At 50.3% G+C, this 22068-nt stretch carries 10 protein-coding genes; 8 read left to right on the plus strand and 2 right to left on the minus strand.

Going from position 1 to position 22068, the window contains the following annotated elements:
- Window positions 1–375 precede the first annotated feature (375 nt).
- A complete protein-coding gene (locus AC1RVX_RS05185) occupies window positions 376–15030 on the plus strand; it encodes a carbohydrate-binding protein (protein WP_493215505.1) in 14655 nt (4884 codons plus the stop codon).
- Entirely contained in the window at window positions 15027–15548 is a 522-nt protein-coding gene (locus AC1RVX_RS05190) for a DUF2247 family protein (protein WP_493215506.1), read from the plus strand. The genes AC1RVX_RS05185 and AC1RVX_RS05190 overlap by 4 nt, the downstream gene beginning before the upstream one ends.
- Window positions 15549–16127: 579 nt before the next feature.
- On the opposite strand, the gene AC1RVX_RS05195 is transcribed toward AC1RVX_RS05190, so the two are convergent.
- A complete protein-coding gene (locus AC1RVX_RS05195; RefSeq protein ID WP_493215507.1) occupies window positions 16128–16928 on the minus strand; it encodes an integrase core domain-containing protein in 801 nt (266 codons plus the stop codon).
- A gap of 16 nt (window positions 16929–16944) precedes the next feature.
- Between AC1RVX_RS05195 and AC1RVX_RS05200 the strand changes: the two genes are divergently transcribed.
- The 3 genes from AC1RVX_RS05200 to AC1RVX_RS05210 all read left to right on the plus strand — a co-directional run bounded on the left by AC1RVX_RS05200 (window position 16945) and on the right by AC1RVX_RS05210 (window position 18218).
- Window positions 16945–17211, plus strand: a complete 267-nt coding sequence (locus tag AC1RVX_RS05200) for a hypothetical protein (protein ID WP_493215508.1) — start codon at window positions 16945–16947, stop codon at window positions 17209–17211.
- 333 nt (window positions 17212–17544) lie between these two features.
- Window positions 17545–17961 (plus strand): hypothetical protein, encoded by a 417-nt coding sequence (locus AC1RVX_RS05205; protein ID WP_493215509.1) that lies wholly within the window; start codon window positions 17545–17547, stop codon window positions 17959–17961.
- A complete protein-coding gene (locus AC1RVX_RS05210; protein ID WP_493215510.1) occupies window positions 17961–18218 on the plus strand; it encodes a hypothetical protein in 258 nt (85 codons plus the stop codon). Before AC1RVX_RS05205 ends, AC1RVX_RS05210 begins: the two co-directional genes overlap by 1 nt.
- A gap of 249 nt (window positions 18219–18467) precedes the next feature.
- On the opposite strand, the gene AC1RVX_RS05215 is transcribed toward AC1RVX_RS05210, so the two are convergent.
- On the minus strand, window positions 18468–18794 hold the full coding sequence (locus AC1RVX_RS05215) for an integrase core domain-containing protein (protein WP_493215700.1): 327 nt from the start codon (window positions 18792–18794) through the stop codon (window positions 18468–18470).
- 504 nt (window positions 18795–19298) lie between these two features.
- On the opposite strand from AC1RVX_RS05215, the gene AC1RVX_RS05220 reads away from it, so the two are divergent.
- The 3 genes from AC1RVX_RS05220 to AC1RVX_RS05230 all read left to right on the plus strand — a co-directional run bounded on the left by AC1RVX_RS05220 (window position 19299) and on the right by AC1RVX_RS05230 (window position 22053).
- Window positions 19299–19640 carry a hypothetical protein gene (locus AC1RVX_RS05220; protein ID WP_493215511.1) on the plus strand — a complete coding sequence of 114 codons (342 nt, stop codon included), beginning with the start codon at window positions 19299–19301 and terminating at the stop codon, window positions 19638–19640.
- Window positions 19641–19696: 56 nt separating this feature from the next.
- Complete coding sequence (locus tag AC1RVX_RS05225; protein ID WP_493215512.1) at window positions 19697–20521, plus strand: Imm49 family immunity protein; 825 nt, start codon at window positions 19697–19699, stop codon at window positions 20519–20521.
- 503 nt (window positions 20522–21024) lie between these two features.
- Window positions 21025–22053: a Fic family protein gene (locus AC1RVX_RS05230; protein WP_493215513.1), complete on the plus strand. Its 1029-nt coding sequence runs from the start codon at window positions 21025–21027 to the stop codon at window positions 22051–22053.
- The last annotated feature ends 15 nt before the right edge of the window (window positions 22054–22068 follow it).

Genomic DNA, 22068 nt, shown 5'->3' on the forward strand with positions numbered 1-22068 from the left:
TTTGAGTCAAGCTGACATCATAAACCTTTCGCTCTCTCTTTTTCTCATTCAGCCTTGTGGCTTTGACATATAAATTATCAAACAAGTATTTATCTTTGAAATTTTAGATGTTTTTTAGGTAATTTTCATCAAAGGTTGTCGCCACTCTTCCTAAATTCTATCTCCAAATCTTATTCGTTGAAATAATCCGATTTATAAATTTTTAACATATATTCATTGAATATTAAAAATAATTGATGGAAATACAAATAATTTTCCGATTCAGCTAAACCTTTTTCAAAATCCGTGGATACCTTGTGCTCATACGTGGCAGTTTTTTAAAGAAACATTGTTGTCACGCAATCTACTGATCTGAACATACAAGGGTGAATAAACATGGTAGCAATTGTTAGCGGAAACAGCACAGGCCTGAACTTAACGTCCACCAGCAATCTGGGCCAGCGCGGTAACCTGGGTTCGGCAGCGCAAGGCAAGACGGGCGAGCAAAGCAGTGTCAATATCGCTAACGGCAACCTGGTACTGCAAGACCGCGACAGCCTGCTGGTCGCCCGTGGCAACAATGTGTCCCTGCTACGCACCTACAACAGCCAGGGTGTGTTCAACGACGACAATGCCGACAACTGGTGGATCAATGGCTACCGCCGCCTTATCAACCTCACCGGCACCCTTAACCAGGCAGGCAGCTCCATCCAGCGCATCGGCACCGACAATGCCGTCCAGACCTATGATTTTGATGCTGCCAGCCACACCTATATCGCCCGTGCCGGTTCTGGCCGCTTTGACACACTCGCCTTTGACAGCAGCCAATCCAGCTGGACCTGGACCGACCCTGCCACCCAAAGCAAAGAAAGCTATGCCGTCCATGGCGACACCTGGCGTCTGACTTCTGCCAGCGATGCCAATGGCAACACCAGCAGCTACACCTATAGCGGCGACTACCTAAGCAGCATCACCAGCGCCAATGGCGATAAAGTTGAATTCAGCTATACCGGCAGCAACCTCGCCCAAGAAAAAATCATCCTCGCTGACGGCACTATCCAAAGCAACACCAGCTACAGCTACGATACCCAAAACCGCCTGACCCAGGTCAAACTCGACCTCAGCCCCGACGACGGTAGCAGCACCGATGGCAATGTGTATGTCACCAACTACAGCTATGCAGGCAGCAGCAAGCTCATCACCAGCGTCAGCCAGACCGATGGCACCCAGCTCAGCTTCACCTACATCAACCTGGGTGGCACAGACCGCATTGCCAGCATGACCGATGCCCTGGGCCGCGTCACCCGCTTCAGCTATGACCTGGACAACAAAACCACCACCGTCACCGACCCACTGGGTAACAAGAATACCTATACCTACGACGACCACAACCGCCTGACCAGCATTACCGGCCCCACTGTCGATGGCGTGACACAACAAGTGCATTACCAATACGATGCTGCCGGCAACCTCATCCAGAGCACCGATGCCCTCGGTAACAGCAGCAACTACACCTATGATGCCCAGGGCAACCTGCTGAGTCAGGTCGACAGCCAGGGCGAGCGAATGGAACGCACCTATGGCGACCAGCACCAGGTACAGACTTCCACACTGTACCGTGCAGCTGCGACGAACGACCAGGCAACCGGTTTGCCGGAAACCACCCGCACCGTCTACGACGGCCAGCTCAACCCCCGCTTTGTCATCAGCGCCGAAGGCAATGTCAGCGAATTCCGTTATGATGCCGCTGGCCAGCGCATTGCCACCATCAGCTACCCGGCAGCCAGCTTTGACCTACATACATTAACCACCAGCCAAAGCCTGGACCTGGGCAGCCTGCTCACCTGGGCCGCTGCGCAAAACCCCGCACAAACCAGCCGCATTGACTACCACTACAACAGCCGTGGCCAACTGACTTCCTCCACCCGCTTCAAGACCGTTGATGCCAGTGGCAATGGCGTCGTCGATGGTCAGGAATCCACCACCATCTACAGCTATGATGCGGCCGGTAATTTATTGTTCAAGGTCGATGCCGATCACAACCAGACCAGCTTCACCTATGACGGCCTGAACCGCCAGTTGTCGAGCACCGATGCCCTGGGGCAGACCACCATCACCCACTATGATGATGCCAACCACACCATCACCCAAACCCAGGCCAATGGCCGCATCGACACTGCTGTGTATGACGCTGCCGGGCAGTTGATCTCCAGCATGGCCGGTGGCCAGGCACAAAGCCAATACCGCTATGACGACCTGGGTCGCCTCAGCGTCAGCACCGATGCAACTGGTGTCAAACAACTGTATATCTACGATGCTGCCGGCAACCTGCAAGGACAGGTTGATGGCGATGGCAAAGTCACCCAGTATGTCTACAATGCACTGGGTCAACGCACCCAGACCATACAACACAGCGTGGCACTGGATGCGACCCAGATCGCCAAACTCATCAGCAATAGCGATCCACTGGCGACAACACCTGCGCCGGAAACACCACCAACGACGCCGCCGGCCAATCCACCAACGACGCCACCAGTCACGCCGCCAACGACCACACCGGTCCCGACACCGATCAATGTCCAGGCCGAAGTCTGGGCAGCCAACATCTTTTATGCTGCTGGCACCTACGTCAATTACCAGGGGCAGCTCTATAAAACCCGCTGGGACACCATGGGCAGCACCATGACAGGTACTGACCTGGATGCAGCCGCAGTCTGGGAACCCATTGCCGGTACCGAAGGTTATAGCCTGTGGCAAGCCAACCTGACTTACCACGGCGGTACACCTGTAGTCACCAATAACCAGACCACCTACCAGGGTGGTGAAATCGTTGGTTATGAAGGTCATTTGTGGCAAGCCAACTGGTATAACGTCGGCTCTGCACCAAATGGTGACAGCGGTTCACCGTGGACAGACCTGGGGGCGATTAATACTTCCGCATCGCAGTCAATAACCCCTGCAACACCAACTGCGCCAACAGCACCAACGACGCCAACGGCACCAACCACGCCTGCACCAGCACCCCAGCCCATCATTACACCAGACTGGAATGTTGCCACGTCCTACCTGATCGGTGACCAGGTTAGCCACAACGGTAAAGTGTATCAGGCAAAGAGTAATAACCAGGGCAGTGACCCGACAGGCAGCGCAGTTTGGCTGGAAGTGGTATCTGCCAACAGTATTGCTGCCTGGTCAGACAGCCAATATTATTTGGAAGGCCAAACCGTCACCTATGACGGCCAGGTGTATCTCGCCCGCTGGGACACCGCTTTAGGCAATACGCCAGGTATCAACAAGGTCTGGACACAGGTACCCGCACCAGGCACGGCACGTACGTGGATGGTGGGTGTTGAATATGTCGTCAACCAGATCGTCAGCCACGATGGCCAGCTCTGGAAAGCAGGCTGGACCACCACCCCCGGCAATGAACCAGGCGTGGATCACGTCTGGAGCCAGGTGGTGCCAGCAGGCACCAACCCGCCCTGGTCTGCCGGTCCGGAATATGCACAAGATCAAATCGTTGACTACCAGGGCCAGCATTGGAAAGCCCGCTGGCCCAGCCATGGCGACATCCCCGGCCAGTCACAAGCCTGGGCGCAAGCCCCGGATGCCGGTACCTATGCCCCCTTTGGTGCAGGCGTCACCTACTATGGTGGCGAAACCATCAGTTACCAGAATCACCTGTGGCTGGCCCAATGGTTCACCCTGGGTGAAACACCGGGCCTGGCATCGTCCGCTGTCTGGGCAGACCTGGGTGCCGCCCCGGCTGAACCACCTCCTGTAGTCGTTCCACCGGTTGTCACGCCGCCTGTTGTCACCCCGCCAGCCCGCACCACCTACGACCTGCTGCCGATGCTGACCAGTTCAGCCAATGACCTCATCAGCCGCAGCTTCTACGATGCCGCCGGTCACTTGAGTAAAACCGTCAGTGCCGCTGGTCTCGTCACTGAATACAGCTACGACGCTGCAGGTAATCTGCTGTCCACCGTACAAAGAGCTAATGCCATTGCCCCTGCCACCCTCAGTCTTGCTGCTGGCCCGCAAGATGTGGTGGTCGCTGCCCATGCCGATGACAGAAGCAATACCGGCTTCTATGACGCCAACAACCAGCTCATCGGCAGCGTCGATGCCGAAGGCTATCTCAGCCAATACCGTTATGATGGTGCCGGACGTCGTGTTGAAGTCATCCGCTACGCCACTAAAGTTACTGCTCCCGTTACGGCTAACAGCAACTTCGCCAGCCTGATCCCGGCTGCCAATGCCGCCGACCAGCACAGCTACGCCCTCTACAACACCAAAGGCCAACTGGTCGCCAATGTCGATGCCGAAGCTTATTTGACCGAATTGCATTACGACGCCAATGGCAATGTCACCAGCAGCACCCGCTACAACAACAAGGTACTGGGCCCGGTCACCGCCAATTCCACCCTGGCCAGCCTGCGTCCGGCCAGCAGTACCGAAGACCAGATCAGCAGCCAGACCTATGATGCATTGAACCGCGTCATCAGCAGCACCAATGCCGAAGGCACCCAAACGCAATACCAGTACGATGTTGCCGGCAATCTGATTAAAGTCATCAATGCTGCCGGTACCGGCGACATCCGCATCAGCAACCAGCGTTACGACCAGGTGGGCCGCGTCATTGCCACCCTGTCTGGCTTGGGCAGTGCCCAGCTCAATGGTCAACAAAGCCCGCAAGAAGTCGATACCATCTGGGCCCAGTATGGCACCAGCTATGCCTATGACACTGCCGGTCGCCGCATCAGCATGACCGACCCGAATGGCAACACCACCCTGTATTACTACGATCAGAGTGGCAACCTCACCCACAGCATCAATGCCCTGGGCGAAGTGCAAGAGCGTCAATACAATAGCTTGAACCAACTGGTCGGCACCATCCAGTACGGCACCCGCCTGACGGATTTGACTAGTCTGCATGGTGGCCTGGTGGATAGCACGCTGCGTAGCGCACTGACAGCCATCGCCAATAGTGCCCTCGATAGCCACACCACCGTCAGCTATAACAACGCGGGTCAGATGACCAGCGTCACCGACCAGCTTGGTGCGGTCACCAGTTTTACTTACGATACCTTTGGTGAACGCATCAGTAGTACGACAGGGACCACAGGTGCCGGTAATACCGCATTGACCCAATTGGCCATGTTTGATCACCGTGGCTTGCAAACCGGTTCTGTCACCGATACCGCTGGTGTTGCCGCCACCAACCAGGTTGACTATGATGCCTTTGGCCGTGCCACCCGCAGTGTGGATGCCAATGGCAATGTACGCCAGGTCAGCTATGACCGTCTGGGCCGTGCCATTGTCAGCATCGCTGCTGATCCCAACTCTGACCAAACCCTGCGCAGCGTCAGCTATGATGCCATCGGTCGTGTCCTGACCCAGACCGATGGGAATGGCAATACGGTTAGCTACACCTATGACACCGCCAACCGTGGTGTCCGCATCACCACCGCCGAAGGCGTGACCGTCAGCACCATCCACAACCGTGAAGGCCAGACCCACAGCGTCACCGATGGCAATGGTCATGTCACCAGCTATCAATACGATGCCAATGGCAATTTGCTCAGTGCTGCCAGCGAACTCAATAGCGCTGGCAATGTGTATGACCATGCCAACCGCCTGATCCAGACCATCGATGCCAATGGCAACAAAGTCGATTACCACTACGATGCCGCCAACCGTTTGCTGTCCCGCACAGTAGACGCCAATGGCCTGGCACTCACCACCAGCTACCAGTACGACGCCAAAGGCCAGCAAATCAGCATGACCGATGCCAATGGCATCGTCACCCTGACGCATTACGACCTCAAAGGCCAGGTCACCAGCCAGGTAGTAGACCCGACTGGCCTCAATGCCGTCACCAGCTATAGTTACGATGAGCAAGGCCATGTCGTGCGCATCACCAGCCCGGCAGGCGATGTCGTCCAGTACGACTACGATGCCCAGGGACACCGCATTGCCGACCATACCGATCCGGATGGACTCAACCTCAGTCACCATTACCAGTATGATGCCAAAGGCAATGTCACCAGCGTCACCGATGCCGACGGCAACCTGACGCGCTATGTATTTGATGCCAATGACCGCCTGGTCTATACCATCAGCCCCACCGGTGCCGTACAAAAGGCCATCTACGACCATGAAGGCAGGATGCTCACCAGCATCAGCTATGCCAATACCATTTCACTGACCGGACTCAGCACTAGCCCCAGCCTGGCAGATGTCGCCGCCAGACTGCAGGCTGACCCGGCCCAGGATGTGCGCCAGAACCGCGTCTATGACAAAGACGGCCATGTCCGCTACAGCATCGATGCCACCGGCAGCGTCACCGCTTACAGCTATGATGCCAATGGCAATGTGACCGAGCGCGTCAGCTATGCCAAACCGATACGCCTGTCGGGCTGGACCCCGGGTACCGCCCCCCTGGTGGTGGCCGACCCGGCGCATGACCAGCGCGTGCGTACCGTCTACGATGCCCTTAATCGTCCGCTGTATGTCGTCAACGGCACTGGTACCGTCACTAAAAATACCTATGATGCCAATGGCAATCTGGTCGATGCCATCACCTATGCCAAGCCGCTGCCAGCCAGCACCCCCATGACTGCCACGGCACTGGCAGCAGCCACTGCCGCCCTGGCTGATACTGCCCATGATGCCCACGTGCACCGCACCTATGATGCGGCCAATCGCCTGACATGGAGCGTGAATGGCAGTGATGCCGTGACCCAGCAGGTGTTTGACAAGAACGGCAACCTGGTCAAACAGATCAGTTATGCCAATGCCATCGCCAATGGTACTAATGCCAACAGCGTACAAGCCAGTGCTGCCGACCGCGTGACGTTGATGAGCTACGATGATGCCAATCGCGTCAGCTACCAGGTCAATGCCGAAGGTGTGGTCAGTCACTACATCTATGATGCCAATGGCCAGTTGGCACAACGCATCACCTATGCCAATGCCATTACGGCACCCAATGCAACGACACAAGCAAACAGCAGCGATATCGCCAGCCAGTTGCAGCCCGACGCCAAGCAAGACCGCACGCTGCGTTACACCTATGACAGCGCACATCGCCTGGTCTTTACCATCGACAGCCAGGGTGCCGTCAGTGAAACCCGTTACGATGCCAATGGCAATGTCACCAGCACCATCAATTACGCCAACACCATTGACCTCAGTGCGCTGTCAGCCACCACTGCCACCACAAACACAGTCAGCACGGCCAGCGTACGTGCCTTGCTGCAAGCCGATGCCAGCAATGACCAACGCCAGCAACAAGTCTTTGATGCCAATGGCCGTGTACGCTACAGCATCGACAGCCTGGGTTATGTAAAAGCATATGGCTATGATGCACTGGGACGCCTGGTCAGCAACAAGCAATATGCCACCGCCTTGCCAGCCACCATCGTCAATAGCAGCAACATCACCCAGGCCAGCATTGCTGCTGCCCTGGTCAACAACAGCGCCGATCAGCTCCAGACTTACCAGTACGACGCTGATGGCCGCATGACTACCCATACCGATGCGCTGGGTAACAATGAACAATTTAGCTATGACGGCGTGGGTAACCGTACCAGCTACACCAATCAAAACGGTGCCACCTGGACTTATGACTACGATGCTGCCGGCCATGTATTGAGTGAAACCTCACCCGTCGTCAGCCTGGCCAGTGTCACTGCCGACAGCAGTGGCAATTTGCAGATAGGGGCCACCGTCAGCGCCGCCATCGTGACCCGCATGACTTACGATGCACTGGGCAACCTGACTAGCCGTGCCGAAGCCGCTGGCAGGCCAGAACAACGTACCACCAGCTATGAATATGATGCAATGGGGCGTCAGACCAGGACCACTTACCAGACCACCACGGTGTATGACCCGGCGGCGGATAACCTGGCCAGCAATGGTGCCAACAGCCTGGCAAGCGCATCAGAAAAACAAGTCACGCTACAAAGCTCTGTCACCTATGACAGCTTCGGCAATGTCATCGCCAGCCGCGATGTGGCAGGCAACTACAGCTACCGCGCTTATGACAAGCTGGGCCATCTCAACTACGACATCGATGCCCTTGGCAATGTGACAGGCTATAGCCATAACAGCTTTGGTAATACCACGGCAGTCACCCGCTATGCGACGGCCATCGATGCCGTAGCTATCAGTGGTCAGGCAGGCAAGGCACCCGTGAGCAGCCAGGTCACAACAGCACTGGCTGGTCTGGACCATAGCCAGGACAGAACCACCACTACCCGTTACGACCAGTTGGGCCGTGCGATAGAAACCACGGAACCGGCGACCTGGGTCAACAGCGGGCAAGATGGTGAAACCAGCATGCTGGCAGCCAAAGTGACCTGCTGGAGCTATGACGTGTTCGGCAACCTGAGCCAGTCATCCGTGCTCAGCGATCCACAAACCGATACCTGGGCCGCCACCCGTTACTTCTATGACAAAAAAGGCCAACGCATTGCCGGTATCAATGCACTGGGTTATGTCACCACCAAGTCGTATGATGCTGCCGGTAATATCACCAGCACCACAGACTATGCCAATGCCGGCACCATCGACACCAAGAGCGGTCTGGTTTTACCAGTCAGCAGCGATGATGACCGCACGAGCGTCTTTACCTATGACAAGGCGAACCGCCAGATCAGCCAGACACGCGTCAATGTCGATGTGAGTGATGCTGCCGACAGCAATAGCATTAATAGTATGAGCACCGGCCAGCGTACCCGTGGCGATATCACCACCAGCCAGCAATATGATGCCGTCGGCAATGTCATCAGCAGTACCGATGGGCTGGGCAACCGCACTTACCGTTATTACGATGCCCTGGGCCACGTACGTGCCGTGACGGGTGCCGTTAGTGGCAATACTGCTGACAACACCACCAACTTAACACCACTGACCGAATACCGTCGCGATGCCTATGGCAATGTCGTCACCAAACTGGAATACGCCAACGGCGCAACCACCGCCAACAGTAGCGGCTACACGACACCAGCCAGCAGCGCCGATGACCGTATCAGCCTGGCCCGTTACGACAACCGTGGCAATGTGGTGCAAAGTGCAGATGCCAATGGCGTCAATCACTTTGCGTCTTACGATGCACAAAACCATCTGGACAAACAATGGCAAGCCGTCAGCAATGCCGATGGTAGTGTACACACCCTGTTTACCGCCTATGAATACGACGCCCTGGGCCGCCGTACCGCCAGCATTACCCCGGGCAGCAATGTCCAGCTCAGTGCTAATGGTAGCCAGATCAACACCATCAACCAGGCCCAAACTGCTGTGGTACGCAATGAAGTCAGCTACAACGCCTTTGATGAAGCCATCAGCCAGCGCAGCAATGGTGTTGAGGTAGCGCACTTTGATTATGACAACGCTGGCCATGTCTGGCGCAGCAACAGCGGTGGTGTCACCAAAGTCATGCAATACGATGTACAAGGCCACCAGACCGTCACCTTAAGCAGTGCCGGTATCAGCACCGCCAGCCTCAATCTGGGCAATGGTGACCCACTGGCCAGCATAGGCAGTGCCCAGGAAGCTGATTATGTGTCTGGCCTGCGTCGCAGCACCAGTCAGTATGATGCACTGGGCCGTGCAGTGACATTAACCCTGCCAACCCGTGATGGACAAACCCCGGTCATCCATCAAAGCTTCGATCGCTGGGGCAACCTCATCAGCCGCAGTGACTTGAATGGCTACGGTGGTGCGACAACTTATCAGTACAATGCCAACAACCAGCTGATCCGCCAGACCAGCCCGGATGCAACAGGCCAGCAAAGCGCCAACAGCGCGGTGTCTTCCTTCTATTATGACCGTGCCGGTCGCCAGATTGCGACCCGTGACGCCAATGGCAATCTCAACCAGCTGCGCTATGATGCCAACGGCCAACTGGTGCAGGAAACCCATGCCGATGGCGGCATCGTCAGCCATGCCTATAATGCCTTTGGTGACCAGCTTACCCTGACCGACGCCGACGGCAACCACATCCGTTACCAGTACGACCACCTGGGCCGTGTCATCCAGTCCAGCAGTGACCCGGTTGGCCTGTACGGCACCAGCACCGGCAATGTCACCGGTAGCCTGCAAAACCTGGTCAGTACCACCACGTACGACCAGGCCGGACGCGTCATTGCCAGCACCAATGCCAATGGTGAAACCACCAAGTATGGTTACGACCTGCGTGGTAACCTCGTCCTTACCACCAAACCACTGGGCCAGTATGACCAATTCGCCTATGATGCCCAGGGCCATCAAATCGCCAACCGCGATGCCAATGGCAATATCAGCACCTGGCAATTCAATGCAGCGGGTCAGTTGCAAAGCCACAAGGATATTGGTGGTGCCACCTATAGCTATAGCTATGACAGTGCCGGCCAATTGCTGCAACAAACCAATACCCGTGGCCAGAACCTGAACTACCATTACAACGAAGCTGGCCAAGTCACCCAGATCCGTGACCTGGCTACCGACAAGACCACGCTGTACAGCTACAACCTGGCAGGCCAACACACGAGGGAACAAACCATCCAGGCTGACATCAGCCTGCAAAACACCCGCCTGAGTTATAACGCCCAGGGCCAGGTCTCGCTGATTGAAGCATTGGATGAGGGGTATATCAGTGCCCTGTCATATGACAAGACCGGCAAGCTGCAGCATGAGCTGAATGTGCAGCAGGCACAGACAGCAGGCACCAGTACCCGCCAGGTCAGCATCAGTGGCAGCATGCATACGGTCAGCCATGAAACTGTCGCCAGTGCCGCCACCGTCACCAGTAACTGGTATGGCTATGACAGCATGCAAAGACAAACCCTGGTGGAAGGAGCCAGTGACAGCAATGTCGCCAACCAGAACAACACCAACAGCACCCAGGGTCATGTACTGACTTACGACAAGAACGGTAATATCGCCAGTGATACGACCTGGGGCAAGGAACTGGTGGCACAGATTCCACTCGGCACCAACGGTCAGCCCGACACCAGCAACACCACGTATATCGTGCGCGAAGGGCTGATCACGCGTTACTTCAGTTATGACGCAGCCAACCGTGTCAGCAGTATTGCGGTGGCCAGTTATGACTTGCAAGGTAACCGTCTGCCACAGAACCTGGCAACGGTTGTGGACCAGCGCATGTATGACGGTGCGGGTCGGCTGCTGCAGCAAGGTATCAACAGCAGTATGGATGCGCGTTATTTGCAGGCTTTGCAGGTCAGTCAGCTGGCGGCATTTGCGGAAACGGCGACGAAGAATACCCACTACTATGATGCTGATGGCCTTCTCAGAAAAGATGTTACATATAACGCTCAGGGCCAGGGCACAGGGGCAAGCAACTACGGCACCTATGATGCGGTGGGTAACCTGCGTGGCTATAGCAGTGGCGATGCTGCTGGTGACTCCGTCAACGTCAGTGTCGATTTCAGTTTGGCTGAAGGTTATTTACGTACCGGTTCACAATCGACCTTTAGCAATGGTCAGTGGGCCCAATTCAATCTGTGGAATACCCAACAAATCAGTTATGACGTCAATGGCAAACAGAGCCAGGTAACGAGCACAGACAGACTTACCAACAATTCCACCACAACGACTGTCAGCCACAAGATTACCGATGCACATGGCCAGGTACTGGTAAGCGAACAGGCTGGTGTGGCGACGAACAATCTGATCGTGAATGGTCAGGTGTTTAATAGCTGGACGGGTGAAAACCACAATGACTTTGCGGCCAATGCAGGCAATGGTAACGGTAAGACCGATACCTGGGCCAGCCCATCCCCTGCTGCGCTGTTTGCTACCAGGGCGATGTTTAGTGCGATGGCTTTGAGTGACAGTGAAGCCGGGGCGAATACGGTCATGCTGGATACGAGTGGGCTGTCGGACACAACAGACGCTGTTGCGACCACTGACGCTGTTGACACCAGCAGTTTGTCGGATGCGGTGATGTCAGATGCGGTTATCTCGGCAGACAGCACCAGCGTGATGGATGCGGGGGCATCAGCAGAAACACCCGCACAGGATAGTGTCAGCTTTGCGCCGATGATGATGAGTGTCAGTGCGCAGAGTTCAACGAGTGACCTGAGTATTGAAGATCAGCTCAATATCTTGCAAGCGCAATATGATTCTGCATCAGGGGATTTGTCGTATTCGCTCAATCAAATCAACCGTATTCGTGAAACACATCCTGACAATGAAGAAGTCCTGCTGGCTGCCGAAGAGGCACGCGCTGCTGATATCCGTGCGAGGATCAGCAACATTGCAGCCCAAATGGATGCATTGCGTGCGCTGGGCGCGGGTGGAGGATCTGCCCCACCTCCACCTCCACCAGCAGCGGATCTCCCTACCCTGCTGGCACAGCTGGCGCAGTTGACGGCAGATTTAAGTACGTCTTCTGTTCAGTTGAATTCGCTGTATGCGTCTAATCCGGCGGATGTGGGTACGCTGATCCAGTATTTGCAGGCACATATTGCTGACTTGCAGAGTCAAATTAATAGTGTCAATGGGCAGATAACCGCATTGCAAGGAGGGACCACACCACCAGCTCCCACCACGCCACCAACGACACCGCCAGATCCTTCATTGCCGCAACCACAGGCTTTACCTGCACCGGTGATTTCCAGCGATATCAGTACGTTGCAAACGGAGTTGAACTACCGTACTTACATGCTGGGCCTGGCAAACACGCAGTTCCAGCAACTGAGTGCATCTAATCCAAACGCCAGTTCTACCTTGCTCGCGTGGCAGGGCTATATGACGGGCTTGCAAGGACAGATCGATAGTATAAACAACCAAATTGCCGCCATACCACCAGCACCTACGGCACCCAATGCCAATCAGATTGCGGCCAACACCACGTTTGTACAGCAGGTCAAGCAAGGGACGGCGACTACGGGGAATACTACGGGGACTGCAACAGCAACGACAACGACTGGTACTTCTCAGAATAATTTGAATTTGGGGAATGTGACGACGGCAGCGGAAAGAACACAGGCGATGTCGCCTGCGAATAACAATACCTCTACTAATCCGGTGTGGACGGGGTTGAGCAGTACAGGGTCGGCTTCCGGGGTGTTTGCTGGACAATTGTATACACAAAACATGGGGTTAGCCGCCGGTGCAATAAGCAAAGAAGACCTAATTAAGGGGGGCGCTAATGCAGAAAATCTGGTGGCCAGTGTTATTGGGCATGCAGACAATGGTGCTTATACGGTTGCCTATGGGGATAAACCCATTGGCGGCTACACCATCAATCTGAACGACCTCACCAAGAATGGCTGGGATGGGCAAAATTGGGATGTCGTCACTGACGCACTAAAATCGCAAGGTTGGGATGGCAGAAGCCAATATTACTTTGTGTTACCTGATGGAACTTACCAAATAGGAGAAGCGATCACATCAGACGCTAGTAATGCTGACTGGATGACGGATGACTTCGGACTTGCTGATTCCACCATGGCGGCGGCAGGCTGGAAAACTGTTGGACATCAGTCGATTGCGCCACCACTTGGATTTGCCCAAGGCAATAATTTTGCGACTCGGAATGCTACTACAAGTATAGAGGTGGATTCGAGTATCAGCACGACCAGTGTTGCCAATATCAGCGATTTGATCAATCCAAATGATATTCAGGTGGCGGCGGGAACGTCTGACTCAACTACTACCAATTTAGGACTAACACCAGCGGAGCAAGGCTACCCTAACCTGCCCAGAGGAACGCAATTTTACATGAGTGGCAATGATCCCACTGGAGGCGCTCAAAACTCTGCAACAACGACCACAAATACCTATGGCAGTACCCCTTTGGGAATAAAGCTTGTTAGCACAGGAAATAGCGGGTTTACTGCAACAGACACAACGCCTGATTATCCCGCCGGATATTACCCGGCGGGGACAGTTTATACTAGAGGCGTCTCATTTGATGCGAATGGCAATCCAATTCCAGCAATCCAACTGAGCGATGGGCAAGTAGTTGAATTCCCTAATCAAACTCAAAATACCCTGCCAGGTGTTAGTACGCCTAACAATTTAGCGGGTACTCCAATGCCACGTACGCCCGCAGAAATTGCTACGAACATACAAAATAATGCCCTGGGTGTTCGCACGGTTGACTTTACGCAAAACGTTATTACTAGTGATGGAACAATTTCGCCTATCAAGGAAAATCCTGCTGTAAGTTACCTAAACAATAATGGCTTTAATAATGTAGGAGCCAATACACTTGAAAATACAGTGGGTGGAACCATTGGCCCTGTAGTCGCTGCAACGACAATGGGAACACCAGGAGCGGTATTGCTAACGGTTCTTGGTGGATCGCAATTTGGACGCGGCGTTGCAGAAATCCTGGATGGTAAAATAGGAGATGGTGTGACGGACGTAGTGCAGGGTGCACTCAATGGAATTGGCGCACTGCTTCCCAGCTCGAATACAACTAAGGTTGCTGCACAAGACGCGACTATTGTCAAAAATACGGCAATAGATAACACAACCGCTAACAGCGGACTAAAAAATCCAAGCGGTGATCTTAATACGTCGGCAAATTCTGCAAGAAATCAGCCATATGGCAACGGCGGAAGTGGGTCGGCTTCACCTGGGACGAACAGTGCTGGCAACAGCGGCGGTAACATTGACATTGATTGGTCAGCCGTCTCAAACGATGTGATAATTTCACCGAGGGTCGGTAATGGTTATGTAAAAGGGGGGGGTAGTGGTAACAAAGTGGATAGCGTATCAAACCAACAAGTTCTCGACGCAAATGGGAATCCGATACCAGTTTATGAAAATAAACCAAATGGCCCTTTCGCGACGCAAGAATTTCCAAATCCAGCGCGAGCTCATGGTTTCTCTGATTTGGTGGATAATTATGCAGGATATGCCGCATCGTTTCCGCTGTCAGCTGAACGCACCCTTTTCCAAATCTCTGGTAGCTTAAATGGAGTTGAAGGAAGATTTGAATGGATTATCGATACGAACCTGGGTGGAGTTACTCATAGAATGTTCATCCCAGGCGGTAAAATTAACGGAAAACCAATTGAGCCATGATTGAAGAAATATATAAATTAATGATCGGTCATGACATGACCGATTGGGGGGTACTTTTAATTGGAACAGAGAGTATTCCAGGCGTATCAGGACGTCTATCTGCTTCTTTGGTTGCAGATTTTGCATCTAACGAACTAAGAAATATTTCGATTGGCGATTCCTTGATGGATATAGTTGTGGGTTTAGCGTTGGAAAATAGTTATTCTTATGCCGAATTACGCGAAAACTTGGTAGAAATTTGTCAGATTACGGAAGTAAATTTAGTTAAATCCAAAAGAAAATGGCGCTTGGTTTCATTGGAGTACACACTATCTAATATCGATGAAGACCCAATGTATGGTTTAATGAAGTTTGCAGAGTTTTGGTCAGCTTGGGGATGGCCTAATGATGCACCATCTTCAATGCTTCTTGAAAGCAATAAATTACCTCCAAATGAGTACTACTCACAGCAGAACTTTGAATATGTAATTGAGGAGCACAAAGAATGGATTGCTAAGGAAATTCTTTTGCTAAAATAGGTGCCCTGTTCAGCGTTCAGTTAAACCAAATCATTCCGCCTGATCTGCATTTTTTGCAAAAAACGGCGGATGTTTTGGTTCAATTGATCAGCTAAGCTGATCATTTTTTAATCAGCGCGAACAATGAATGTTGTTCGCCCGATTAAAGTTTCAGCAAATTTTTTACTCAAGACGAACTTCACCCTGAACACACAAAAGTGTTCGATGTTGAAAGCTATTTTTGTTCTACGTGGTAGTGAGGCTAACGCCTCAAATAATAACCATTGAGCAAACCATCCCAAGCACTAAAGTACTGAACTGATTTTGGCGCACAGGTATAGGGACTAACACCATGTGCCCTGTTGCCCTGTTCAGCGTTCAGTTAAACCAAATCATTCCGCCTGATCTGCATTTTTTGCAGAAAACGGTGGAAGTTTTGGTTCAGTTGAACACTAACCTGACGATTTTTTTAATCAGCGCGATCAATGAATTTTGTTCGCCTGATTAAAATTTTAGCAAATTATTTATCAAAGACGAGCATCCCCCTGAACACCCAAAATGTTCAACGTTGAAAGCTATTTTTTCTGCGTGGTAATGTGGCTAACGCCTCAAATAATAACCATTGAGCAAACCATCCCAAGCACTAAAGTACTGAACTGATTTTGGTGCGCAGGTATAAGGATCAACACCAGTCCACACTTCAGCAGGCGTATGACCGTGCAAATGCTGATGCGGCCTAATTACGTTATACCAAGTCGTAAAATCACTCAGCAAATTATCCAGCATCAACCCATTGACAGGTGTGGTCACATTCAGCTTTTGCTTCAACGTTAAAAAGAAACGCTCAATCCTGCCGTTCTGCCACGGCTTGCCTGGCTCGCTGAATTCCTGGCGTATTCCCAATTCCTTCATACCGCGTCTGAATTTTTTACTGCGAAACACAGATGCGTTATCCGTACGAATAATTTTTGGTGCCCCAAAAAACTTGATCGCTTCTTTAATATGTTCAAGTATCACCGCAGAAGTTGCGAACTCCAAACGCTGCAACAGCAAATTCAGTCTTGTACCGTGATCCACGATACCAAGAATAAAATGGTTGACGCCATCTGCATCAAACTTCCCTGTACCATCCAGACACCATCGTACATTCGCAGGGCTAAATTCAGGAAATCGATTCCGCGTCTCTTTGCGTATCATCTCCATTTCAGAACGATACTTCCGTATCCAGCTATACACCGTCCCCAAACTGATCGTCATGCCTGTATGTGCATAGAGTCGATTAAACTCATTCTGAATCTGACGATAACTCTTGCCTTCTGCAAATCTCGTCAACACAAAGTCTAAAACCCAGCGCGGTTTAGGTCTACCTCTCTTTAATGATGCAACGGTTGTAATTTTCAAAAAACCATGATAAAAATTGAACTTATCTGAAAGCAATGTTATGTTTGAAAAAATCCTTAACGGCGAATCTCCAAGCTCTGTGTTTAGAAAAATAATTGAGGAAGATCCAACTATTGGAAATATTCGTCTTGGTGAAATGTTAAGCGATGAATTCGTCGAATTGGATAGTCTAGCTCAGGAATTTGTTTGGCATTGGAAAGGGCCGGGGAAAACTCAGGGCATGAGCGATGAAAGTTTGGATGCAGAGCTTTCGCGAATGTTAAAAGAGGCGGGGTATTTGTAGGTTGCTGCTGCTGTGCTGCCCCGTTCAGCGTTCAGTTAAACCAAATCATTCCGCCTGATCTGCATTTTTTGCAGAAAACGGTGGAAGTTTTGGTTCAGTTGAACACTAAACTGACGATTTTTTAATCAGCGCGATCAATGAATTTTGTTCGCCTGATTAAAATTTTAGCAAATTATTTATCAAAGACAAGCATCACCCTGAACACCCTAAATGTTCAACGCTGAAAGCTATTTTTGCTCTACGTGGCAGTGAGGCTAACGCCTCAAATAATAACCATTGAGCAAGCCATCCCAAGCACTAAAGTACTGAACTGATTTTGGCGCACAGGTACCATTGGGCACCAACGGCCAGCCCGACACCAGCAACACCACCTATATCGTGCGCGAAGGGCTGATCACTCGTTACTTCAGCTATGACGCAGCCAACCGTGTCAGCAGTATTGCGGTGGCCAGTTATGATTTGCAAGGTAACGGGGCAAGTATTCCTGGTTATCAGTTATTTGATTCTATGATGAATCATTTTGGTAATGAAGCGACAGGTGTAGGGGAAAATTGGACATCCGGTACAAATCTTGCGTTTGTTAATCAGGCAACGGCAGGAGGTGCGATGAGTATCGAAAATGCCGTATCAGGCACATGGACAGCTACAAATGCAGCACGTTATGGATTTACCAATGCAACAATTGTCGAAACTCCCGTAGGATCTCCCGGAAATTACACGAAGGTTAATGTTATTTTTACGAAACCATAATGAACGATACTTTAAATACTGAAATAATTGAAGAGTTAAAAAGATTAAGAGATGCGGGGAAGTCCCCTTCTGAATTGCTAAATTACATTAAGCGAGAATGCCCAGAAGCTACTCAATTCACTTATATGCAATATTTCAGAAAAGCCTTTGATTTATCTATTAAGCAAGTTTCATCTATTGGAGGGTGGCACAGCGGAGAGCTTTCAGATGAGAAGGTTGATGCGTTCCTTAATGAGGAAATGCTAAGCGGCAAATAGTACGAATGTTGCTGCCCCGTTCAGCGTTCAGCTAAACCAAATCATTCCGTCTGATCTGCATTTTTTGCATAAAACGGCGGATGTTTTGGTTCAGTTGAACACTGAACTGACGATTTTTTCTTCAGCGCGAACAATGAATGTTGTCCGCCGGATTAAAATTTGATCAAATTATTTATCAAAGACGAGCATCACCCTGAACACACAAAATGTTCAACGCTGAAAGCTATTTTTGTGTTACGGATAATGTTGCTAACGCCTCAAATAGTAGCCAGATAACAAACCATCCCAAGCACTAAAGTACTGAACTGATTTTGGTGCACAGGTATAAGGATCAACACCAGTCCACACTTCAGCAGGCGTATGACCATGCAAATGCTGATGCGGCCTAATTACGTTATACCAGGCCGTAAAATCACTCAGCAAATTATCCAGCATCACCGCATTGACAGGTATGGTCAGATTCAGTTTTTGCTTCAACGTTAAAACGAAACGCTCAATCCTGCCGTTCTGCCACGGCTTGCCCGGCTCGCTGAATTCCTGTGGCGTATTCCCAATTCCGTCATACCGCGTCTGAATTTTTTACTGCGAAACACAGATGCGTTATCTGTACGAATAATTTTTGGTGAGCCAAATAAGTTGATCGCTTCTTTATGTTATTTTTACAAAATCAAAATGAAACCAATATTAGATACAAGAATAATCGACGAATTAAGGCGGTTAAAATCTCTGGGAGAACCTCCTTCTACATTACTCAGATATATTAGGAGTGAATGTGCTGCAGATTATGTCAAGACATTTACTTGTGTGAGCTATTTCAGAGTTGCCTTTGATTTGTCTATAAAAGCAGTCTCAACTATACAGGGTTGGGAAAGCGGTGAAATATCAGATCAAAGAATTGATAAGTACATTTCCGACGAGTGGTAAATGAAATGTGAACTGAAATTGGGATAAGGAATTGCAATCGAAAATCATTTTACTTAAGTGAGTAAAGAATGGCTGGAACTATTTTTATTTCAAAAGATGTGCATATGCCAGTTAGCACGAACCAACTTGATTACCTTACTGAACGAGTGCGTATTTATGAAAGTTAGTGACATCTTAAAAAAAGGGGATGCGTTACTAGATGCAGAAATAAGCATTGAAGGTATATTTGTCATGAAGCGAGGTGTTGGATACTTCGTCGATTCAAAAGATTATAGAGATAATATTGATGAAGCAATATTCATCGATTATCCGAATTTGGAGAAATATCTAGAGTCGAAAGTTCCTGGGTTAGCAGGAGGTCAATATAGTTATTGCGACAACGCAGCCATTGCAGGAGTGCTAAAAAAAGAAAGCTCACAAGCATTTAAGTATTCTTTAATTTGCATAAAATTTTTTACAGTATATAAATATGGCAAACCTATGCCAGTTTTATCTTGATAGTGTTGCGCGCTTCACTTTGATCGCACTCCCGGCCAAATTATCATCTAATTATTATGTTTTCTATTCATAACGAAAAAGCCCGAATGCGTTTGGCGCATATAGATGGAAATCTATATGGACAATCATTTAATTCTGAACGCATCTTGCGCTTGATTAATAGAATTGTTGCTAATGAGTCGAACGCAACTCAATGCATTTTGCAATTGATGAGTTACGCGACGGCGAAAGGAATGTCAACGTGGTTTCATACTGAAGATTTATCAGTAGTAAAAAATTGGTTTTATGTCAGAAGTAAATTGGAATTTATCCTTGGGAGTCCACCATACAATCAAACTGGTGGCTCATTGGCATTTGAGAACCAGGCTCTATTTGGTATGTTTTATTTGGCATCTGACCATCCCGGCCTGATTAACTGGTACTCAAATTTTGATAGTAAATTTGACAAAAAGCGTACGGAAAATACTGCGTCGTTCGGATTTTGGACGCAGCAATTTTTTATTGCCCTACGTGGGGAATGGGATGTTTTGATTGAACGCTGTGAACGCATACTGGCAAATCCTCCAACTGGCTCAAGGGAGAAAAAATTCATGCCAGATCATCATTTTTATCTTGCGCTGGCAAAAGGTGATGTTGGTGGCATGGAAGCTATCATAAAAGAATTGGTTACGCCAAAATTAATCGCAAGACGTGAGCCCATAGAGGGAGGATATACTGCTGATTTGATTTGTACTCCTGCCATCTTGTACAGCAAACTTGCATGGCGACATGGTTACCAAATCGAAGTCGATAGCCCTTATATTCCGAAAGCTTGGCTACCTATTTCCCCTTTGGACTTATATGAAGATCCTTTTGACTTTATGAAACAATATTCGATTTGAAGTGAGACCGTCGGCAACGCCGATAGCAGTGTGTAGTACTTAATTGCCGAAAATAGAAGAATGAACTTAAGTACGGATTTACGTAGAAAAATCAGCATTATTCTCGGCAGGGAAATTCTTCCCGTCGAACATGGCAACGTTGAATCCTTTGCTGACTTCACGAAGTCGGACGTGACTGAAATTAGTCTTTTAGAAAAAAAGAGTGGGGTATTGGCTATATCCTATATAAGATTCAGACTAAAAGGTGATGTTGAGCTTAATCTTGCAGTATCGTATTACGCGTCAGTTATTCAACAGGGAGTACCTGTAGCCGATTGGCTACGGGGCGATTAGTTCAATACAGGTATCACAGGTACTACGACTACCGTCCGTTGATTATGGCACTGTTGCTTGTACTTCAGAGTACATTAAAAGTTTTTTAGCCCGATTTAATATCGGGCTTTTTTTAGCAGACATTTTTAAAAAGAAACCAGTGCTTGCGTTAACGCCTAGAGTCCCAAAAAATGGAACATCAAAATTCTCGTAATTTTTATGGCTATGTTGAGTGTCGCGAAAGCGAAACCAGCCTTTTATCCTGCCTCTCTGTTTTATTGAATTTATGGGGTGTCAAAGTCAGGCTCACGCATTTGCTGGGGCTGGCTCCTTTGGCTCGTGGGCAGGTGTCAGAAAAATTATTGCTTGTACTAACACGACGGTTGGGCATGCAGACCATGCATGTTGTCAAAGAAGATTTGATGACCGTGCTGGCGTCATGGCCTGTGCTTGTGTTGTGTGAATCTGGCTTTTGTTTTTTGCTGCTTAAAACCGAGCATGATCATTTTGTTGCTGCACTGCCTGGGCACGCAGAACAGGTTTGTAAAGTTCCATTTAATGCTGAGCTCTTACAGCAACCCCATATTGCCTATGCAGTACGCATGCCTCGTTTGGGGCCAGCTGTACCCAAAGGGGAACGTCACCCCAAACTGTATTTGCTGCCCTGGCAGGACAGCTATCGGGGTGCTTATGATAGAAGTGCATTTTTAGCTTATGAAGCCCATACTGCAAAATTGCCCAGGGTATTTTTCTTGCCACCACAGCCACTGATAGCACTGACTGCATCTGCCTTAATGACTTCACATGCGAGCATTTGTGTTACACGCCCACAACATTATGGCTGCTTTCGTGATTTCAATTTGAAGCGCGGTGATACCGTGTTTGTGCAACATACAGCGTTGCCTGCAGTTGTTGATGCTTTGCTTGCTGTTGCCCGTGAACACCGCCCTAATGACACACAGGCAGCAGTGCAGTTTGCTGCCAGATTGTTTTCCGACTTTTTAGCCATACATTCGTTTGTCAACGCCAATCAAAGAATGGCGATGCTGATCGTAACGAACTATCTGGCCAAATGGAATCTGTCTATGCAATGGCAGCAAATTACCAGTACGCAGTTTTACTATTGGATGCGTTTAGCTACGCGGGGGCATATCTGTTTTCTGGAGGAAGGATTTAAGGCTAACTGTGTCAGTTCTCCCGGAACTACCGGTGAACATTGATGTGATCACCAGAAA

The organism is Undibacterium sp. GW821-FHT11B02, assembly GCF_058808955.1.